Origin of the sequence: Streptomyces sp. NPDC001848, assembly GCF_042891915.1 — a bacterium.
Classification (GTDB): domain Bacteria; phylum Actinomycetota; class Actinomycetes; order Streptomycetales; family Streptomycetaceae; genus Streptomyces.
The window spans coordinates 386453-402872 of sequence record NZ_JBIATP010000005.1 but is presented as its reverse complement, the minus strand read 5'-3'; the positions used below and the strand labels follow the sequence as shown (position 1 = coordinate 402872).

Here is a 16420-nt window from a genome sequence, read left to right as displayed (position 1 = left end):
AAGATGACGAGTAGTGTTCACGGCGTGCTGGCGGAACGACGACACCAACTCATCCTGCGGGCCCTGCGCTCCGGCGGCCCCGCGTCAGTGACCGATCTCTCCGAGCAGCTCGGTGTGAGCCCGGCCACCATCCGGCGCGATCTCGTCAAGCTGGAGGAGGACGGGTTGCTCACGCGGGTGCACGGCGGCGCGGTCGTCGAGGAGGGCGACCAGCCCTTCGCCGAGGTCACCGAGGTGCGCGTGCCCGAGAAGGACGCGATAGCCGCGCGCGCCGCCGAGATGGTCACGGACGGACAGTCGGTGCTGCTCGACATCGGCACCACCGCCTACCGCCTGGCCCGCCGGCTGCACGGCCGTCGGCTCACCGTGATCACCAGCAACCTGGTCGTCTACGAGGAACTCGCCGACGACGAGGGCATCGAGCTGGTGCTGCTCGGCGGCATGGTCCGCCGCGAGTACCGCTCCCTGGTCGGCTTCCTCACCGAGGACAACCTGCGCCAGCTGCACGCCGACTGGCTCTTCCTCGGCACCAGCGGGGTCCGGCCCGGTGGGCAGGTGATGGACACGACGGTCGTCGAGGTGCCGGTCAAGCGAGCCATGATCAAGGCGAGCGACCGGGTCGTCCTGCTCGCCGACTCGGCGAAGTTCCCGGGTACGGGGATGGCGAAGGTCTGCGGTCCCGAGGACCTGGACGTGGTGGTGACGGACGCGGCGGTGAACGCGGCGACCCGCTCCTCGCTCGGAGAGGCGGGCGTCGAGGTGATCGTGGCAGGAGAGGTGCAAGCGTGAAGCTGACGATTCTGGGCGGTGGCGGGTTCCGGGTGCCGCTCGTGTACGGGGCGCTCCTCGCGGACCGCGCCGAGGGCCGGGTCACCCGGGTCGTGCTGCACGACCTCGACGCGGACCGACTGTCCGCGGTGACCCGGGTACTGGCCGAGCAGGCGGCGGGGGTGCCCGACGCGCCCGAGGTCACCGCCACCACCGACCTCGACGAGGCCCTGCGCGGCGCCGACTTCGTCTTCTCCGCGATCCGCGTCGGCGGCCTCGAGGGCAGGGCGAACGACGAGCGGGTGGCCCTCGCGGAGGGCGTCCTCGGCCAGGAGACGGTCGGCGCCGGCGGCATCGCCTACGGTCTGCGCACGGTCCCGGTCGCCGTCGACATCGCCCGGCGGGTGGCCCGGCTCGCCCCCGACGCCTGGGTCATCAACTTCACCAACCCCGCGGGGCTCGTCACGGAGGCCATGTCCCGCCACCTCGGCGACCGCGTCATCGGCATCTGCGACTCACCGGTCGGCCTCGGCCGCCGTATCGCCCGTGTGCTCGGCGCGAACCCGAAGGAGGCGTGGATCGACTACGTCGGCCTCAACCACCTCGGCTGGGTACGCGGCCTGCGCATCGCCGGCCGCGACGAGCTCCCGCGCCTGCTCGCCGACCCCGACCTGCTCGGCTCCTTCGAGGAGGGCAAGCTCTTCGGGGTGGAGTGGCTGCAGTCGCTCGGCGCGATCCCCAACGAGTATCTGCACTACTACTACTTCAACCGCGAGGCCGTCCGCGTCTACCAGCAAGCGGAGAAGACCCGCGGCGCCTTCCTGCGCGACCAGCAGGCCCACTTCTACCAGGAGGCCACCCGGTCGGACACCTCCGCCCTCCAGGCCTGGGAACGCACCCGCGCCGAGCGGGAGGCGACCTACATGGCCGAGAACCGCGAGACCGCGGGCGCGGGCGAGCGCGAGGCCGACGACCTGTCCGGCGGCTACGAGAAGGTCGCCCTCGCCCTGATGCGGGCCATCGCCCGGGACGAGCGCACCACCCTGATCCTCAACGTCCGCAACCGGGGCACCCTGTCCGTCCTCGACACCGAGGCCGTGATCGAGGTCCCCTGCCTGGTCGACGTGAACGGCGCGCACCCGGTCGCCGTCGACCCGCTGCCCGGCCACGCCACCGGTCTGGTCTGCGCGGTCAAGGCGGTCGAGCGCGAGGTGCTCGCCGCCGCCGCGTCCGGCGACCGTGCGACGGCCGTCAAGGCGTTCGCCCTGCATCCGCTGGTCGACTCCGTGAACGTGGCCCGCAGGCTGGTCGAGGGCTACACATCGGTGCACTCTGGGCTCGCGTACCTTAAGTGAGCACCTCTGAGTAAGCGCTTTCCCCTCGCTCGGTCCCCGCTCACCTGGAGACACCTCATGCACGACGAACGCCGCCGGATCGAGGAGCGCGTCCAGCGCCTCCACGACCAGCGCATCAAGACCGCGATCTACGCCGCCACGGTCCCCCTAGCGGTGGAGGCCTGGCAGGCCCCGGGGGAGCCGGTCCCGTTCGCCGAGGCCGCCGCCGCGCCGTACGCGCCGTTCGCGATGGGCACCCCCTGGGGCCCGCCGTGGGGCACCACCTGGTTCCGGATGCGCGGGCAGGTGCCCACCGCGTGGGCCGGGAAGCGCGTCGAGGCCGTCATCGACCTCGGCTTCGTGGGCGACTGGCCCGGCAACCAGGCCGAGGCCCTGGTGCACCTGACCGACGGCCGGCCGCTGAAGGCCGTCAACCCGCTCAACCAGTACGTGCCGATCGCCCACCCGGCCGTCGGCGGCGAGGAGATCGACTACCTTGTCGAGGCCGCCTCCAACCCGGACATCCTCGCGAACGACTTCGCGGCCCCCACCCCGCTCGGCGACGTGCTCACGGCCGGGGACAAGCCCCTCTACACCTTCCGGCGCGCCGACATCGCCATCCTCGACGAGGAGGTCTGGCACCTCGACCTCGACATCCAGGTGCTGCGCGAGCTGATGCTGCAGCTCGGCGAGCACGACCCGCGCCGGCACGAGATCATGCACACCCTCGACCGGGCGATGGACCTGCTCGACCTGGACGACATCTCCGGCTCGGCCGCCTCCGTACGCCAGGCGCTGAAGCCCGTCCTCGCCAAGCCCGCGCACGCCAGCGCGCACATCATCTCCGGCGTCGGCCACGCGCACATCGACTCCGCCTGGCTGTGGCCGATCCGCGAGACCAAGCGCAAGACCTCCCGCACCTTCTCCAACGTCACGTCCCTGGCCGACGAGTACGAGGAGTTCGTCTTCGCCTGCTCCCAGGCCCAGCAGTACGAGTGGGTGCGCGACAACCACCCGCACGTGTGGGCCCGCATCCAGGAGTCGGTGAAGAAGGGCCAGTGGGCGCCGGTCGGCGGCATGTGGGTGGAGGCCGACGGCAACCTGCCCGGCGGCGAGGCCCTGGCCCGCCAGCTGATCCACGGCAAGCGGTTCTTCATCGAGCACTTCGGCGTGGAGACCAAGGGCGTCTGGCTGCCGGACTCCTTCGGCTACACGGCGGCCTACCCGCAGCTCGCGAGGCTCGCCGGCAACGAGTGGTTCCTCACCCAGAAGATCTCCTGGAACCAGACGAACAAGTTCCCCCACCACACCTTCTGGTGGGAGGGCATCGACGGCACCCGCATCTTCACCCACTTCCCGCCGGTCGACACCTACAACGCCCGCTTCAGCGGCGAGGAGATGGCCCGGGCCGTGCGCAACTACTCGGAGAAGGGCGGCGCGACGCGCTCGCTGGCCCCCTTCGGCTGGGGCGACGGCGGTGGCGGCCCCACCCGCGAGATCATGGAACGGGCACGCCGGCTGAAGGACCTGGAGGGCTCCCCGAAGGTCGAGATCGAGCACCCCGACGCGTTCTTCGCCAAGGCCCGCGCGGAGTACCCCGACGCCCCGGTCTGGGTCGGCGAGCTGTACCTGGAGCTGCACCGGGCCACCTACACCTCCCAGGCCCGCACCAAGCAGGGCAACCGACGCAGCGAGCACCGGCTGCGCGAGGCCGAGCTGTGGGCGACGACGGCCGCACTGCACGCGCCGGGCTACGCGTACCCGTACGCGAAGCTCGACCGGCTGTGGAAGACGGTCCTGCTGCACCAGTTCCACGACATCCTGCCGGGCTCCTCGATCGCCTGGGTGCACCGCGAGGCCGAGGCCGAGTACGCCCGCGTCGCCCGGGAACTGGAGGAGCTGACGGCCGAGGCGGTCGCCGCGCTGGGCGAGGGTGGCACCCGTGTCTTCAACACCAGCCCGTTCGACCGCGCCGAGGTCATCCGCACGGCCACGGGCGTGCCGACGTACGTGGAGGTGCCGGCGGGCGGCAGTGCGCCGGTCGCGGTCGCCGAACCCCCGCAGCCCGTCACGGTGAGCGGCCGTGTGCTCGACAACGGCCTGGTACGGGTCGAGGTGGCCGAGGACGGCACGCTGGCGTCCGTACGCGACCTGCGGGCCGGTGGCCGTGAAGTCCTGGCCGACAAGGGCAACCTCCTCCGTCTGCACACCGACCTCCCGAACTGCTGGGACGCCTGGGACGTCGACAAGCACTACCGGAACCGCTACACGGACCTGTTGGACGCCGATTCCGTCACGGTCGTCGACGAGGACCCGCTGCTCGGCTCGATCCGCGTGGAGCGCAGCTTCGGCAAGGGCTCGAAGATCACGCAGACGATCACGCTCCGCGCCGGCAGCCCCCGTATCGACTTCGAGACGGACATCGACTGGCACGAGGCGGAGAAGTTCCTGAAGGCGGGCTTCCCGGTCGACATCCGCGCCCCGCACTCCTCCGCGGAGATCCAGTTCGGCCACATCCAGCGGCCCACGCACACCAACACCAGCTGGGAGGCGGCCCGTTTCGAGGTCTCCGGCCACCGCTGGGTGCACATCGCCGAGCCCGGCTACGGCGTCGCGGTCATCAACGACTCGACCTACGGCCACGACGTCTCCCGCACGGTGAGGGACGACGGCGGTACGACGACCACGGTCCGCCTCAGCCTGGTCCGCGCCCCGCGGGTCCCCGACCCGGGCGCCGACCAGGGCCGCCACCGCTTCACCTACTCCCTTCTGCCGGGCGCCACGATCGACGACGCGGTGGCCGAGGGCTACGCCCTCAACCTCCCGCTGCGGCTGGCCGATGCGGCGGGCGCGCCGGAGCCGGTCGTCTCCGTGGACGGCGAGGGCGTCACCGTGGAGGCCGTGAAACTCGCCGACGACGAGTCCGGTGACATCGTCGTACGGCTCTACGAGTCCCGGGGCGGCCGCGCCGCAGGCGTGCTGCGCACGGGCTTCCCGCTCGCCGGCGCCCAGGTGACGGATCTGCTGGAGCGCCCGCTGGAGGACGCGGAGATCGTCGACGGCGGTGTCCCCGTCACCCTGCGGCCCTTCCAGATCCTGACGCTCCGCCTGCGGAGGGGCTGACCCGTGGCCATGCAACCCTGGTTCCTCGACGCCAAGTTGGGGATCTTCGTCCACTGGGGCATCTACGCCGTCGACGGGGTCCAGGAGTCCTGGTCGTTCTACGACGGCATCGTGCCGCACGACCAGTACATGGCACAGCTTGAGCGCTTCACCGGCGCCAAGTACGACCCGAAGGCGTGGGCGGACCTGTTCGCCCGCGCCGGCGCCAAGTACGCCGTGCTGACGAGTCGGCACCACGACGGCGTGGCCCTGTGGGACACGCGGTACGGCGACCTCGACCTCGGCAGGGACTACATCGGCCCCTACGCCGAGGCCCTGCGCGAGAAGGGCCTCAAGGTCGGCCTCTACTACTCGCACTCCGACTGGAACCACCCCGACTACGCCTCCACGCGCAAGCCCGGCCGCCCGCCGGAGCTGGAGGACAACCGGTACTCCGAGGTCGCGGCCGAGGACGAGGACCTCCAGGCCTGGGAGCGGTTCATCGCCTACCGGGACGGCCAGGTCCGTGAGCTCGCCGCCCGCTACCGGCCCGACCTGATGTGGTTCGACGGCGAGTGGGACCGCAGCGAGGAGCAGTGGCGCATCCCCGAACTCGCCGCGCTCATCCGGTCGTACGTGCCCGATGTCGTCTTCAACGCCCGCATGCTCAGCGAGGGCGACTACGCGACGCCGGAGCAGGGTGCCCCCATCGTGCCGCCGGAGGGTCCCTGGGAGCTGTGCCTGACGATCAACGACTCATGGGGGTACCAGCACCACGACCACAACCACAAGTCGCTGTCCCAGCTGATCCGCTACTTCACCGAGACGATCGGCGCAGGCGGCAACCTGCTGCTCGACGTCGGCCCCATGGAGGACGGCACCATCCCGCGGCCCCAGGTCGAGCGCCTGGAAGGGCTGGGGGAGTGGATCCGGAAGCACGCGGAGGCGGTCTACGGGACGGTGCGCGGTCTTCCTGCCGGGCACCACCACGGACCCAGCACCCTCTCCGCCGACCGCCGTACCCTCTACCTCACGCTGTTCGACATCCCGCGCGCCGAGATCGGCGTCCGGGGCCTGGCGACGAAGGTCCGCAGGGTCAGTGTGCTCGGCACCGGGACCGAGCTCGGTCACCGGGTCGTCGGCGGACTGCACGAGGCGGTCGGCGTGCTCTGGGTCGATCCGCCCGCCGCGGCCGACCTCGACCCGTACGCCACCGTCCTCGCCGTCGAACTGGACGGGGAGTTGGAGCTGTACCGGGGGTCGGGCCGGTTCTGACCCGCCGAGGCGGCCGGCCCTCGTGGGACCGGCCGCCGGTCGGTGGTCTCAGCCGGTGAATCCGGCCGTGATGGACGTGAACTGCCAGTCGCTCTGGCTGATGCCGGAGCAGTTGCTCACCACGCCGCCGCCCGGGCAGGGCCGGTCGCGGTTGACCGACCAGAAGGCGAGCCGGGCGATGTGGTGGGAGTTCGCCCAGTCGCGGATCTGGGTCCAGATCGCCGGGGTGGTGTTCTCCTGCTGGTCGGACAGGCCGTTCATGCCGGAGATGCCGATGTGGGAGTACGCGGTCGCGTCGTCCCAGCCGAACGTGGACTTCAGCTTGGCCTTCAGGCCCTCGGCCGCGTTCACGGTGTTCCCGTACATGTCGGAGCCACCACCGAAGTCGAACGGCATGATCGTGAACACGTCGATGTTCGCGTTCAGCGACTGCGCCTGCTCGATGAGCCGGTTGCCGTAGTAGGTCGGGCCGGTCGTCGAGGTGCCGAAGGTGACGATCGTCTTCAGGCCCGGGTTGTTCGCCTTGACGGTCTTCAGCGCGGTGAGGATCTTCGCCTGGACGGCCTCGTTCTCGAATTCGTCCGAGTTCTCGATGTCCATGTCGATCGCCTTCAGGCCATAGGCGTCGATCACCTTCTGCAGGGCCCCGGCGAGCGCGCTCGCGGAGGAGCAGTTGGCGCCGAGCTTGCTGCCCTGCCAGCCGCCGAACGACGGGACGATGTCACCGCCCGCCGAGCGGACGGCGTTGATGGCGCTCTGGTCGGCGCCACCGGTCAGCGGCCGGCTGCCGTCCCAGGCGGGCGTGCAGCCGCCGGAGTCCAGTACGAACGCCATGGTGAACCACTTGATGCCGGTCGCGCTCATCACCGTGGCCGGGCTCGGCGGGTCGCCCCAGCCCTCGTACAGGTACGGTGCCGCCTGCGTGAAGCCGCCTCCGCCGCCGCTGCCGGCGTCCGTCGTCACGGTCACGGCGTTGGACGGCCCGGAGACGTTCCCGGCCGCGTCCCGTGCCTTGACGGTGAAGGTGTAACTCGTGCCGGACGAGAGGCCGCTGACGGTGGCGGACGTACCGGAGACGCTCAGCAGTTGGTTGGAGCCGCTGTAGATGTCGTACGCCGTGACGCCCACGTTGTCGGTGGAGGCGTTCCACTTCAGTGACACGCTCGACGACGTCTTGCCTGTGGAGGTCAGCCCCGTCGGCGCGGTCGGCGCCTGCGTGTCGCCACCGCCACCGCCGCCGCCCGGCCCGTCCAGGCTGATGTCGTCGGCGTAGTAGGTGCCCTGCGCGTACCAGCCGTGGACGTAGATCGTGGCGCTGGTCTGGGAGGCGCCGGTGGTGAAGGAGACAGTGAGCTGGCTGTACGCCGACGGGGACGTCGTCCAGGTGGACGCGCCGCCGTCGACGCCGAGGTACACGTAGGAACCGCGGACCCAGCCGCTGAGGGTGTAGGTGGTGTTCGGCTGCACCGAGACGGTCTGGCTGCACTGGGCGTCGTCGCTCGAACTCACCGCTCCGGCAAGGGCCTTGGAGCCGCTGTGAACGGGACTGGAGACGACCGAGCCCAGGTTGCCGGTACAGGTCCAGGGCGTGAGACCGCCGGACTCGAAGCCCGGGTTGGACAGGATGTTGGCCGCGTGGGCGGTCCCGGGAAGGGCGACCGCCCCGGCCAGGGCGAGGGCGGCGGAGCCTATGAGGGCGAAGAAGGCACGTCTGGAACGTCTGAGAGCTGTGCGCACGCGATCTCCCTGAAAGAAGTGGGGTTCGGGAGTGCAGGGGAGTGCAGAAGGGTGCGCAACAAAGTTGGTATGGACCAATCCTGGTGTCAAGGGGGTGCGGGAAGATTGGTCCAGACCGGTCCGGCGCCCAGGGGGCGCCCACTTCTGTTCGGAGCTCTAAAGAGGCAGGACCTCACCCGCGGAAACCGCGACGGAGTCGACCGGCACCGCGGGCAACACCGGAGCCCGCTCCTCCGCACGCTGCTGCGGCACCGAAACCGCGCGCACCGGACGTGGCCCGGCCACCACCGAGTAGTCCGTCCCCAGGAAGGGCGGGACAACCTGCCCCGGATCCTCGCCGAGCGCCAACTGCACGGCCGCCCAAGGGGCGTTGATCCCGCACAGCGACAGCTGGTGCAGCCCGCCCGCGGGGCGCGTGTTGACATCCAGCAGCACCGGCTCGTCGCCGAACATCCGGAACTGGATGTTGGACAGGAAGTGCAACCCGAACCCCTCCGCGAGGCGCCGCGCCGGCTCCAGCCACTTCTCGTGCAGCGTGAATCCGCGCCGACGGCCGTTCTTCGTACGGCCCACCGCCATACGGATCCGGTTGTCCCGTCCGGTCAGGCAGTCGACCGACACCTCGGGTTCCTCCAGGCGCGGCATCACCAGCCAGTCCACCGGCTCCCCGGCCTCCCGCACCGCCCGCACGACCAGGTCGAGCGGCACGTACGGGCTCGGGAAGCCGCTCAGGTGCGCGAGTGAGAACGGGGCGCGCGTGATGACGCGGAAGCCGACACCGCCCGCCCCCGCCGCCGGCTTGAAGCACGCCCTGTGCCCGGCGGCCTCCAACTCCTCGACCGCGGCGGCGAGTTCCTCAGCGTCGGTCACCCGTCGCCAAGGCGGCACCGGCACCCCGATCGACTCCACGGCCTGGTACGCCGTCGCCTTGTCCTGAAAGACCGCGACCGCCTCGGTGGTCGGCGCGAGCAGCGCCGTACCGGCCGACTCGAACTCGGCGCAGTGCGCGACGATCGCCTCCTGGTGCAGCCGGGGCACGAAGACATCGATGCCACGTCGTGCGCACTGGTCGAGGGCGTACTCGACGTACGCGGCCGGGGACAGGCCCTCCGGCTCCAGATCGGCGGTGTCCGCGGCGGCCAGGACGGGCGAGTCGGGGTCGCCGTGCGTGGCGTGGATCTCGACGGCCCGGTCGCTGGGATTTCTCCGCAGCTGATCCATGAAGAACACGTTCTCCGCGTACGTGCGGTTGAGCCAGACGCGTACGCGAGAGACCATGCAGGCCGCCTTTCACGGTTGTGCGGGCAGGGCGAAGCAGGCCGTGCCCGGCCAGGGGAGAGGGAGGTGCACCGAACCGCCGTACGCTTCTGCGGCGTCCGCGGCGGATGTGCTGGGGCGATCATAGGCCCTTCCGGGCGCCACCACTGCTACGCGCGTGTTACGGATTTTCCCCGGGCCTTGTTCAGGCGGCGAGGGCTGTGTTCCAGGACTCCTGAGCACCCCATGCATGCTGTTTCGGCCAGGGTCGGGGGCCGGCCGCGGGTCGCTCTTGTCCGTCCGTGGCCCGATGTGGTCTTGTGGAGCCAATTCGGTTCTCGAAAGGGGCGTCAGTGGAGTCGACGGACGGCCGTGGACGCCTGCTCGCCATCAGCGACCTGCACGTCGGATACGCCGAGAACCGCTCCCTGGTCGAGCGAATGCGGCCCACCTCGGACGAGGACTGGCTGCTGGTCGCGGGTGACGTGGCCGAGACCGTCGCCGACATCCGCTGGGCCCTGGAACTGCTCGCCGGCCGATTCCGCAAGGTGATCTGGGCGCCCGGCAACCACGAGCTGTGGACCCACCAGAGGGACACCGTCACCCTGCGCGGAGTCGAACGGTACGAACACCTGGTGGCCGTGTGCCGCGAGCTGGGCGTGACGACACCCGAGGACCCCTACCCGGTCTGGGAGGGGCCGGGCGGTCCGGCGGTCGTCGCCCCGCTGTTCCTCCTGTACGACTACTCGTTCCTGCCGGCGGGATGCGCGACCAAGGAGCAGGGACTCGCCTACGCGCACGGCACCGGCATCGTGTGCACCGACGAGTACCTGCTGCACCCCGACCCGTATCCCAGTCGCGAGGCGTGGTGCCGGGCCCGGGTGGCCGAAACCGAGCGCAGGCTGACGGAGATCCCCGGCGATCTCCCCGTGGTGCTGGTGAACCACTACCCGCTGGACCGGCACCCGACGGACATCCTGCGCTACCCCGAGTTCGCCATGTGGTGCGGCACCCGCCTGACCGCCGACTGGCACCGTCGCTTCCCGGTGGCGTGCATGGTCTACGGCCATCTGCACATTCCGCGGACCACCCACCACGACGGCGTCCGCTTCGAAGAGGTGTCCCTGGGCTACCCCCGCGAATGGGGGCCGCGCCCGCAGCCGCCCGGGGAGCTGCGCCGCATTCTGCCGATGGAGGAGCAAGCAGGTGATCGAGGAGCTGCTTCCGGGTCCGGTCGCGGTCGTGGAGGCGCACGGCCGTGACGCGCTCGGCGACGACGTCAGCCTCTACCCCGAAGAAGAAGCGGTCATAGCGCGAGCGGTGGACAAGCGGCGCCGCGAGTTCACCGCCGTACGGGGCTGCGCACGGCACGCCATGGAAAAGCTCGGCGTGCCGCCGCAGCCGGTCCTGCCCGGCGAGCGCGGCGCACCGCGCTGGCCGGACGGGCTGATCGGCAGCATGACGCACTGCGACGGCTACTGTGCCGCCGCACTGGTCCGGGCCGGGGAACTCGCCTCGCTCGGCATCGACGCCGAACCCCACGACCGGCTGCCCGACGGCGTGCTGGACGCGGTGGCCCTGCCCACCGAGCGGACCCGGCTGGCGGGCCTTTCCCACAGCCACCCTTCCGTCCACTGGGACCGGCTGCTGTTCAGCGCCAAGGAGTCCGTCTACAAGGCGTGGTTCCCCCTGACCGGCAAGTGGCTCGACTTTCTCGAGGCCGACGTGGAGATCGACCCCGGCGCCGCCCCCCAGGTCACGAACTCGGCGGACTCCCTGACCGCCTCGGCCGCCTCCGGCGGCTTCCGGGCGCGGCTTTTGGTGCCGGGGCCGCTGGTCGACGGCCGCCGGGTCGAGGCCTTCGACGGTCGCTGGACCGTACGCGGGGGTCTGCTCGCGACGGCCGTCGTCGTGCACCACTTCTGAGTCGTCCACCCGGTTCGTCCACCGGTCGTCCACCGGGTCATCGGGGACACCAGTCTCCGAGCAGGCGGAAGAACTCCTCCTCGGTGCCCGTGAGTCCCGCCTCCGCCAGGGCCCGGTCCGCCTCGGCCAGCGCGGCGGTCGGGACCACGGCTGGTCGATGCCCGTGCGGCGGGCCGTCGAAGGCGGCTCGCACGGTGTGCAGGAGACGCAGATAGGCCTGCACGGCGGCGCGCTGGTGGTCGGTCAGGGCGGCGGTCGGCATCGGTCGGCTCTCCCCGGTTTCGGCCGTGCGACGGGGCGTCGCGCGGCGGTTCGTGCACGGCACGCGCCGGCGGTACGCGGACGGCCGCCGCGCGCACCTCGGACGCACCTCCCAGCTTGCCGTCCGCCACTGACAATCCCGTTCGCCTCCCTGCGGGTTCGCCCGCTTAGCGGAGGCGAAACCTGGCCGAAATCCAGCGGGGACCACGCCCCCTACGCTGGAGAGCAAGGGCTTTCACACGCCTTTGCGGCGGCCGGCGGAAGGGAGGCGAGCGGTGGAGGACGTCACGGGTGGGCGCGCGCGGCGCGCCCTCAGGCTGCGCCCCGTGGGCGAGGGCGAACTGCGCCTGCGCCACCGGGTCGTGCACGGTTACCGGCGCGCCTACCGCCTGGCCGGCGACGGCCCGGCGCTCGTCCTCATCCACGGCATCGGCGACTCCTCGGCGACCTGGGCGGAGCTGATCCCCGACCTGGCCCGCACCCACACCGTGCTCGCGCCGGACCTGCTCGGCCACGGAGCGTCCGACAAACCGCGCGCGGACTACTCCGTGGCCGCGTACGCCAACGGGGTGCGCGATCTGCTCACCACCCTCGGCATGGAATCGGCCACCCTGGTGGGGCACTCGCTGGGCGGCGGGGTCGCCATGCAGTTCGCCTACCAGTTCCCCGAGCGCACCGAACGGCTGATTCTGGTCAGCGCCGGGGGAGTGGGCCGCGAGGTCAACCCGGTGCTCCGGGCTGTCTCCCTGCCCGGAGCGCACCTGATGCTCTCCGCGCTCCGCCTCCCCGGCATGCGGCTCAACCTGGGCCTGGCCGCCAACGTCATGCGACTGCTGGACACCGATCTCGGCCAGGACACGGCGGAGTTGCTGAACCTGGTGGACGCGCTGCCGGACGCGACGTCCCGCAGCGCCTTCATCCGCACGCTGCGGGCCGTGGTCGACTGGCGCGGCCAGGCGGTCACCATGCTCGACCGCTGCTATCTCACCGAGGGCATGCCCACCCTGCTGATCTGGGGCGACCGGGACGGTGTGGTGCCGGTGCGGCACGCCCACCGGGCGCACGAGGCGATGCCAGGCAGCCGTCTGGAGATCTTCCAGGGCGCGGGCCACTTCCCGTTCCACGCCGACCCCGCGCGTTTCCTCGCCCTGGTCGAGGAGTTCACCGGCGGCACACCCCCGGCGGCGTGGAGCCGCGACCACTGGCGCGCGCTCCTGCGGGCCGGCCGTCCCCGCCCGTCCGGGAACCCGACCCCGGCCAGGGACGTACGCGAGGCGAGCGAACGCAGCGCCACATGACCCGGCGTCGATTCCACGGGGCGTGTGCCCCCAGGTTTCCGGTGCCGCGGCAGGCAACGTTTGCCCGTCAAGGGCGGCGTCCGGTGCGTGCTCCGGGGGTACCCCCTGCTCGAAGAGCTTGGGGGAGTGCCGGCCGGAAGCCCTCGTACTGGACGTACCTGGGGTTTGGGTCGGTGCGGCGAGTGGGGGTCCCCCCTGCTCGAAGAGCTTGGGGGAGCGTGCCGGGCGTCGCGACGGGGCGAACGTTGCCTGTCGCGGCACTAGGCCGCGCTTTCCCCGGCTTCGGAAGCCTGAGGGCCTTCCGTCGACCCCGTGACCGCCTTCCACTCGTCGGCGGTCAGCGGGGGCGCCGTCAGGAGCGGGCGGCGGGGGCCGCGCAGGACGGCGATCAGCACCACCGGTCTGACCAGTTCGCTCGTCGGCTTCGACAGGGTGACCACGTCGAAGAACGCCTTGGCGACGAGCGGACGGCCGGTCGCGGTCAGCATCAGCCGGTTGACGTACGCACCGAGGACGCGGTTGGCGAGGCTCGGCGCCTTGCCGATCGCTCCGGGGTAGTGGATGTCCGTGCTGGTCGCGAACTCCCAGGCCGTCGCCACCGGACGGGCCACCGCCCGCTGCGCCCGCCGCGCGAGCCCCGGCGCGGCCGGCCCGTGCCGGGCCACCAACTCGCCCAGCGCCACGGCACCCTGCGCGGCGACCGAGAGCCCGTGCCCGTAGACCGGGTTGTAGGTGGCCACGGAGTCGCCGACCGCCACGAACCCCTCGGGCCAGCCCTTGACCTTCTCGTAGAACCGCCGGCGGTTGACCGTACTGCGGGTGACGACCGGGTCCGTCAGCGGCTCCGCGTGCGCGATCAGCTCGCCCACCACCGAATGCCGCACGCTCTCCCGGGCGAACGCCTCGAACTCCCTGGCGTCGGAGGGCGGTTCCCCGCCACGCGTGCCCGACAGCGTCACGAGCCACCGCCCGCCCTCGACCGGCTCGACGGTCGTGGTCCGCCCCGGCACCGGTACGGTCGCGTCCGACTGCACGTTGACCATCGGGAAGTCCTCCGTGCCCGCGGGCGGCCGGTAGATCCGGCTGGAGTAGACGAGCCCCGAGTCCACCTCCTCCAGCGGCGCCGCGGGCACGCCCAGCGCCTTCAGCCAGTCCGCCGCCCGCGAACCGCGTCCCGCGGCGTCCACGACCAGGTCGGCCTCCAGCACCCGCTCCTCGCCGTCGGCCGACCGCACCCGCACGCCCGTCACCCGCGACGCGTCGCCCTCCAGGGACAGCAGTTCGGTCCGCTGCAGCACGGTCACCCGCTCTCCCCGGGTGACCCGCTCACGCACCACCCAGTCGAGCAGATCACGGCTGCACGCGATCAGGAACTGCATTTCGGGCCAGCGCCGGAACCAGCCCCGCGGCTGCAGGGAAACGAGCCCCGTGGGCAGCGGGACCCGCCGGGCGCCCGCGGCGAGCCACTCCTCGGTCACCCCGGGCAGCAGTTCCTCCATGGCGCGGGCGCCCCCGGACCAGATCACGTGCACATGCCGGGCCTGCGGGAGCCCCTTGCGCGGTTCGGGGCCCTCGGGCAGCACATCCCGCTCGACGACGGTGACGTCGGCGTACGCGCGCAGGGCCGCGGCGGCCAGCATGCCGGCCATGCCACCGCCGATCACGACGGCGCGACGCGGTCTCGCGTCAGGGGAGGAGCTAGCGGTTTCGGTCATGGAAGTCGCTTCCTGGCCTGGTCGCGGCCGGCCCCCGGACGGCCGCGACGACGGGTGACTGACGCAGGGCGGTCGACATCCGCACAAGGTCTCGGGGGACCTCGGGGGACGTGGCGGAGGCGCTGTCCGCCCCCACCGAGCTGATCACCCTGCCCTCCGGATCGGCGGCCCTCGCCCGCACGGCCGCCGCCACCATCGCCGCGTCGGCCTCGGCCTGCGCGTGGACGGGGTCGGAGCCGGCCGCCAGGGCGGCCTCGTAGGCGCGGGAACGCACCTCGGAGTCGAAGTAGGGGTACAGGCCGAGCATGCCGTCGTGGATGTCGGACTCCCGCTGGGTGACCTGGAGTTCGACAGGCGACCACCAGGAGATGCGCACACCGCGGTCCGCGTGCGCGGACACCGGTCGCAGCTCGCGCCACAGCGGCCCGAGTCGGCGGTAGGTCGCCCAGGTGTTCCAGCTGTCCCCGACGCGCCGGCAGGCCAGTGGGAGACAGAAGCCGACGGCGCTGATCTGCGCCCCGGCGGAGGCCAGCACCGGCGCCGCGGCACTGCTCAGATAGTCCAGGTCGTGGCCGGACCAGCGGGCGATGACGGCGGTGAACTTGGTGGTCAGATAGGCCAGGTTGAACAGGTAGCCGGTCACGATGATCAGCAGTCCGACGCGCAGCCAGCCGCGTACCTGCAGGGCCCAGCGCCCGCACAGGACGTTCATCGCGACGCCCGCCACGGTGAGCGCCAGCAGATACAGCACGATCATCTCGCGCAGATACGGGGTGCAGGCGTAGTACGTGTCGAAGTCGACCAGCCGTTCCACCGGGGCGTCCCCGAGCGCGAACAGCGTCATCAGGGCGACGATGACCGCCCCGTACCCGATGACGACCCGCCGGGTGGTGCGCCGGGTCTCCTCGGGCGGGCCACCGCGCCAGTTGACGACGAGCACCAGACAGGACGCGCTGAACGCACTCAGCAGGCAGTACACCAGGGGCGCCGAGACATTGGTGATGCCCGTGAGGCCGTTGACCTTCGCGATGGTCGGGGGTGCGGCGAAGAAGAACACCAGGCCGGCCAGCGCCAGCAGGGCACACACCGACCTGAGCAGCGGGTCGCGCCAGGAACGGGCCAGGGCGGGCGCCTTGAAGGTGAGCGCCAGGCCCATCGCGGCAGCCGGAAGGTAATAGCTGGAACCGTCCACGGAATCGGCGTCCGCGCCCTCAGCCGCGCGGTCCGCGATAGCCGAGCGACGCCTCGATCCGCCCCGCCAGGTCGTCCCGCTTGACGGGCCCGCGCAGGGACGAACCGGCCAGCCAGGTCCGGCACTTGCTCGCCAGCAGCAGCCCGAAGCTCTCGGCGTCCTTCTCGTCACCGAGGTCGAAGTGCGTACGGGCGGCGACCCTGTGCACGGTGGCCTGCAGATCCGCGCCGTCGCTCAGCAGACGCGCCGCGACCTCCGCGCCCTCCACGTGGTGACCGTGGTGCCCGGCGTTCATGTGCCACAGCTCGTGGCCCAGGATCACCAACTGATGGTCGGGTGCGGTGCGTTCCTCGATGACGACGAGGTCCTGGTCGACCATGTCGAGCCAGAGTCCGCTCGCCGTGCCGGGCGGGAAGGCGGCCGTACGGAAGCGGACCGGACGGCCGCGCCGTCTGCTCATGCCGTCGCACAGCGCGGCGTACAGGTCGGCGGGTTCCGCCGGTGCCGGGAGCGACAGCTCCGCGACCAACTCGCCGCACAGGCGGCGCATTTCCC

General features: G+C 71.5%; 13 protein-coding genes. 7 read left to right on the top strand and 6 right to left on the bottom strand.

Going from position 1 to position 16420, the window contains the following annotated elements; genetic code table 11:
• Window positions 1-24 precede the first annotated feature (24 nt).
• From ACFYZJ_RS13140 to ACFYZJ_RS13125, 4 genes are read left to right on the top strand one after another with little or no spacing between them, the layout of a single operon-like run.
• Window positions 25-789, top strand: a complete 765-nt coding sequence (locus ACFYZJ_RS13140; RefSeq protein ID WP_388566674.1) for a DeoR/GlpR family DNA-binding transcription regulator — start codon at window positions 25-27, stop codon at window positions 787-789.
• Window positions 786-2123 (top strand): 6-phospho-beta-glucosidase, encoded by a 1338-nt coding sequence (locus ACFYZJ_RS13135; RefSeq protein WP_388566462.1) that lies wholly within the window; start codon window positions 786-788, stop codon window positions 2121-2123. Before ACFYZJ_RS13140 ends, ACFYZJ_RS13135 begins: the two co-directional genes overlap by 4 nt.
• 57 nt (window positions 2124-2180) lie before the next feature.
• Window positions 2181-5225: an alpha-mannosidase gene (locus tag ACFYZJ_RS13130; protein WP_388566460.1), complete on the top strand. Its 3045-nt coding sequence runs from the start codon at window positions 2181-2183 to the stop codon at window positions 5223-5225.
• 3 nt (window positions 5226-5228) lie between these two features.
• Window positions 5229-6479: an alpha-L-fucosidase gene (locus ACFYZJ_RS13125; protein WP_388566458.1), complete on the top strand. Its 1251-nt coding sequence runs from the start codon at window positions 5229-5231 to the stop codon at window positions 6477-6479.
• A 48-nt stretch (window positions 6480-6527) separates the two neighbouring features.
• Here ACFYZJ_RS13125 and ACFYZJ_RS13120 read toward each other — a convergent pair whose 3' ends face one another.
• Complete coding sequence (locus ACFYZJ_RS13120) at window positions 6528-8216, bottom strand: carbohydrate binding domain-containing protein (protein WP_388566456.1); 1689 nt, start codon at window positions 8214-8216, stop codon at window positions 6528-6530.
• Between the two features lie 156 nt (window positions 8217-8372).
• A complete protein-coding gene (locus ACFYZJ_RS13115) occupies window positions 8373-9494 on the bottom strand; it encodes an ATP-grasp domain-containing protein (protein ID WP_388566454.1) in 1122 nt (373 codons plus the stop codon).
• Window positions 9495-9826: 332 nt separating this feature from the next.
• Here ACFYZJ_RS13115 and ACFYZJ_RS13110 point away from each other — a divergent pair, with 332 nt between their 5' ends.
• Both ACFYZJ_RS13110 and ACFYZJ_RS13105 read left to right on the top strand, forming a co-directional pair.
• On the top strand, window positions 9827-10735 hold the full coding sequence (locus tag ACFYZJ_RS13110; RefSeq protein WP_388566452.1) for a metallophosphoesterase family protein: 909 nt from the start codon (window positions 9827-9829) through the stop codon (window positions 10733-10735).
• The gene (locus ACFYZJ_RS13105; protein ID WP_388566449.1) at window positions 10680-11399 is read left to right on the top strand and encodes a 4'-phosphopantetheinyl transferase; all 720 of its coding nucleotides are present in this window, start codon (window positions 10680-10682) and stop codon (window positions 11397-11399) included. Before ACFYZJ_RS13110 ends, ACFYZJ_RS13105 begins: the two co-directional genes overlap by 56 nt.
• A 37-nt stretch (window positions 11400-11436) precedes the next feature.
• On the opposite strand, the gene ACFYZJ_RS13100 is transcribed toward ACFYZJ_RS13105, so the two are convergent.
• Entirely contained in the window at window positions 11437-11661 is a 225-nt protein-coding gene (locus tag ACFYZJ_RS13100; RefSeq protein ID WP_388566446.1) for a hypothetical protein, read from the bottom strand.
• A 274-nt stretch (window positions 11662-11935) separates the two neighbouring features.
• On the opposite strand from ACFYZJ_RS13100, the gene ACFYZJ_RS13095 reads away from it, so the two are divergent.
• Complete coding sequence (locus ACFYZJ_RS13095) at window positions 11936-12958, top strand: alpha/beta fold hydrolase (RefSeq protein WP_388566443.1); 1023 nt, start codon at window positions 11936-11938, stop codon at window positions 12956-12958.
• A 260-nt stretch (window positions 12959-13218) separates the two neighbouring features.
• Here the strand turns inward: ACFYZJ_RS13095 and ACFYZJ_RS13090 are convergent, their stop codons facing one another.
• Genes ACFYZJ_RS13090 through ACFYZJ_RS13080 form a run of 3 tightly spaced genes read right to left on the bottom strand, consistent with a single transcriptional unit; the run spans window position 13219 to window position 16415 of the window.
• Window positions 13219-14673 carry an NAD(P)/FAD-dependent oxidoreductase gene (locus ACFYZJ_RS13090; protein WP_388566440.1) on the bottom strand — a complete coding sequence of 485 codons (1455 nt, stop codon included), beginning with the start codon at window positions 14671-14673 and terminating at the stop codon, window positions 13219-13221.
• The gene (locus tag ACFYZJ_RS13085; RefSeq protein WP_388566437.1) at window positions 14657-15865 is read right to left on the bottom strand and encodes an MAB_1171c family putative transporter; all 1209 of its coding nucleotides are present in this window, start codon (window positions 15863-15865) and stop codon (window positions 14657-14659) included. Before ACFYZJ_RS13085 ends, ACFYZJ_RS13090 begins: the two co-directional genes overlap by 17 nt.
• A 19-nt stretch (window positions 15866-15884) precedes the next feature.
• On the bottom strand, window positions 15885-16415 hold the full coding sequence (locus tag ACFYZJ_RS13080) for a toxin-antitoxin system, toxin component (protein WP_388566672.1): 531 nt from the start codon (window positions 16413-16415) through the stop codon (window positions 15885-15887).
• Window positions 16416-16420 lie beyond the last annotated feature (5 nt).

Bases quoted from the DNA above. Each gene is read 5' to 3' on its own strand.
- ACFYZJ_RS13130 (WP_388566460.1), top strand. From the start codon at position 2,181: ATGCACGACGAACGCCGCCGGATCGAGGAGCGCGTCCAGCGCCTCCAC.
- ACFYZJ_RS13115 (WP_388566454.1), bottom strand. From the start codon at position 9,494: ATGGTCTCTCGCGTACGCGTCTGGCTCAACCGCACGTACGCGGAGAAC.
- ACFYZJ_RS13100 (WP_388566446.1), bottom strand. From the start codon at position 11,661: ATGCCGACCGCCGCCCTGACCGACCACCAGCGCGCCGCCGTGCAGGCC.
- ACFYZJ_RS13090 (WP_388566440.1), bottom strand. From the start codon at position 14,673: ATGACCGAAACCGCTAGCTCCTCCCCTGACGCGAGACCGCGTCGCGCC.
- ACFYZJ_RS13080 (WP_388566672.1), bottom strand. From the start codon at position 16,415: ATGCGCCGCCTGTGCGGCGAGTTGGTCGCGGAGCTGTCGCTCCCGGCA.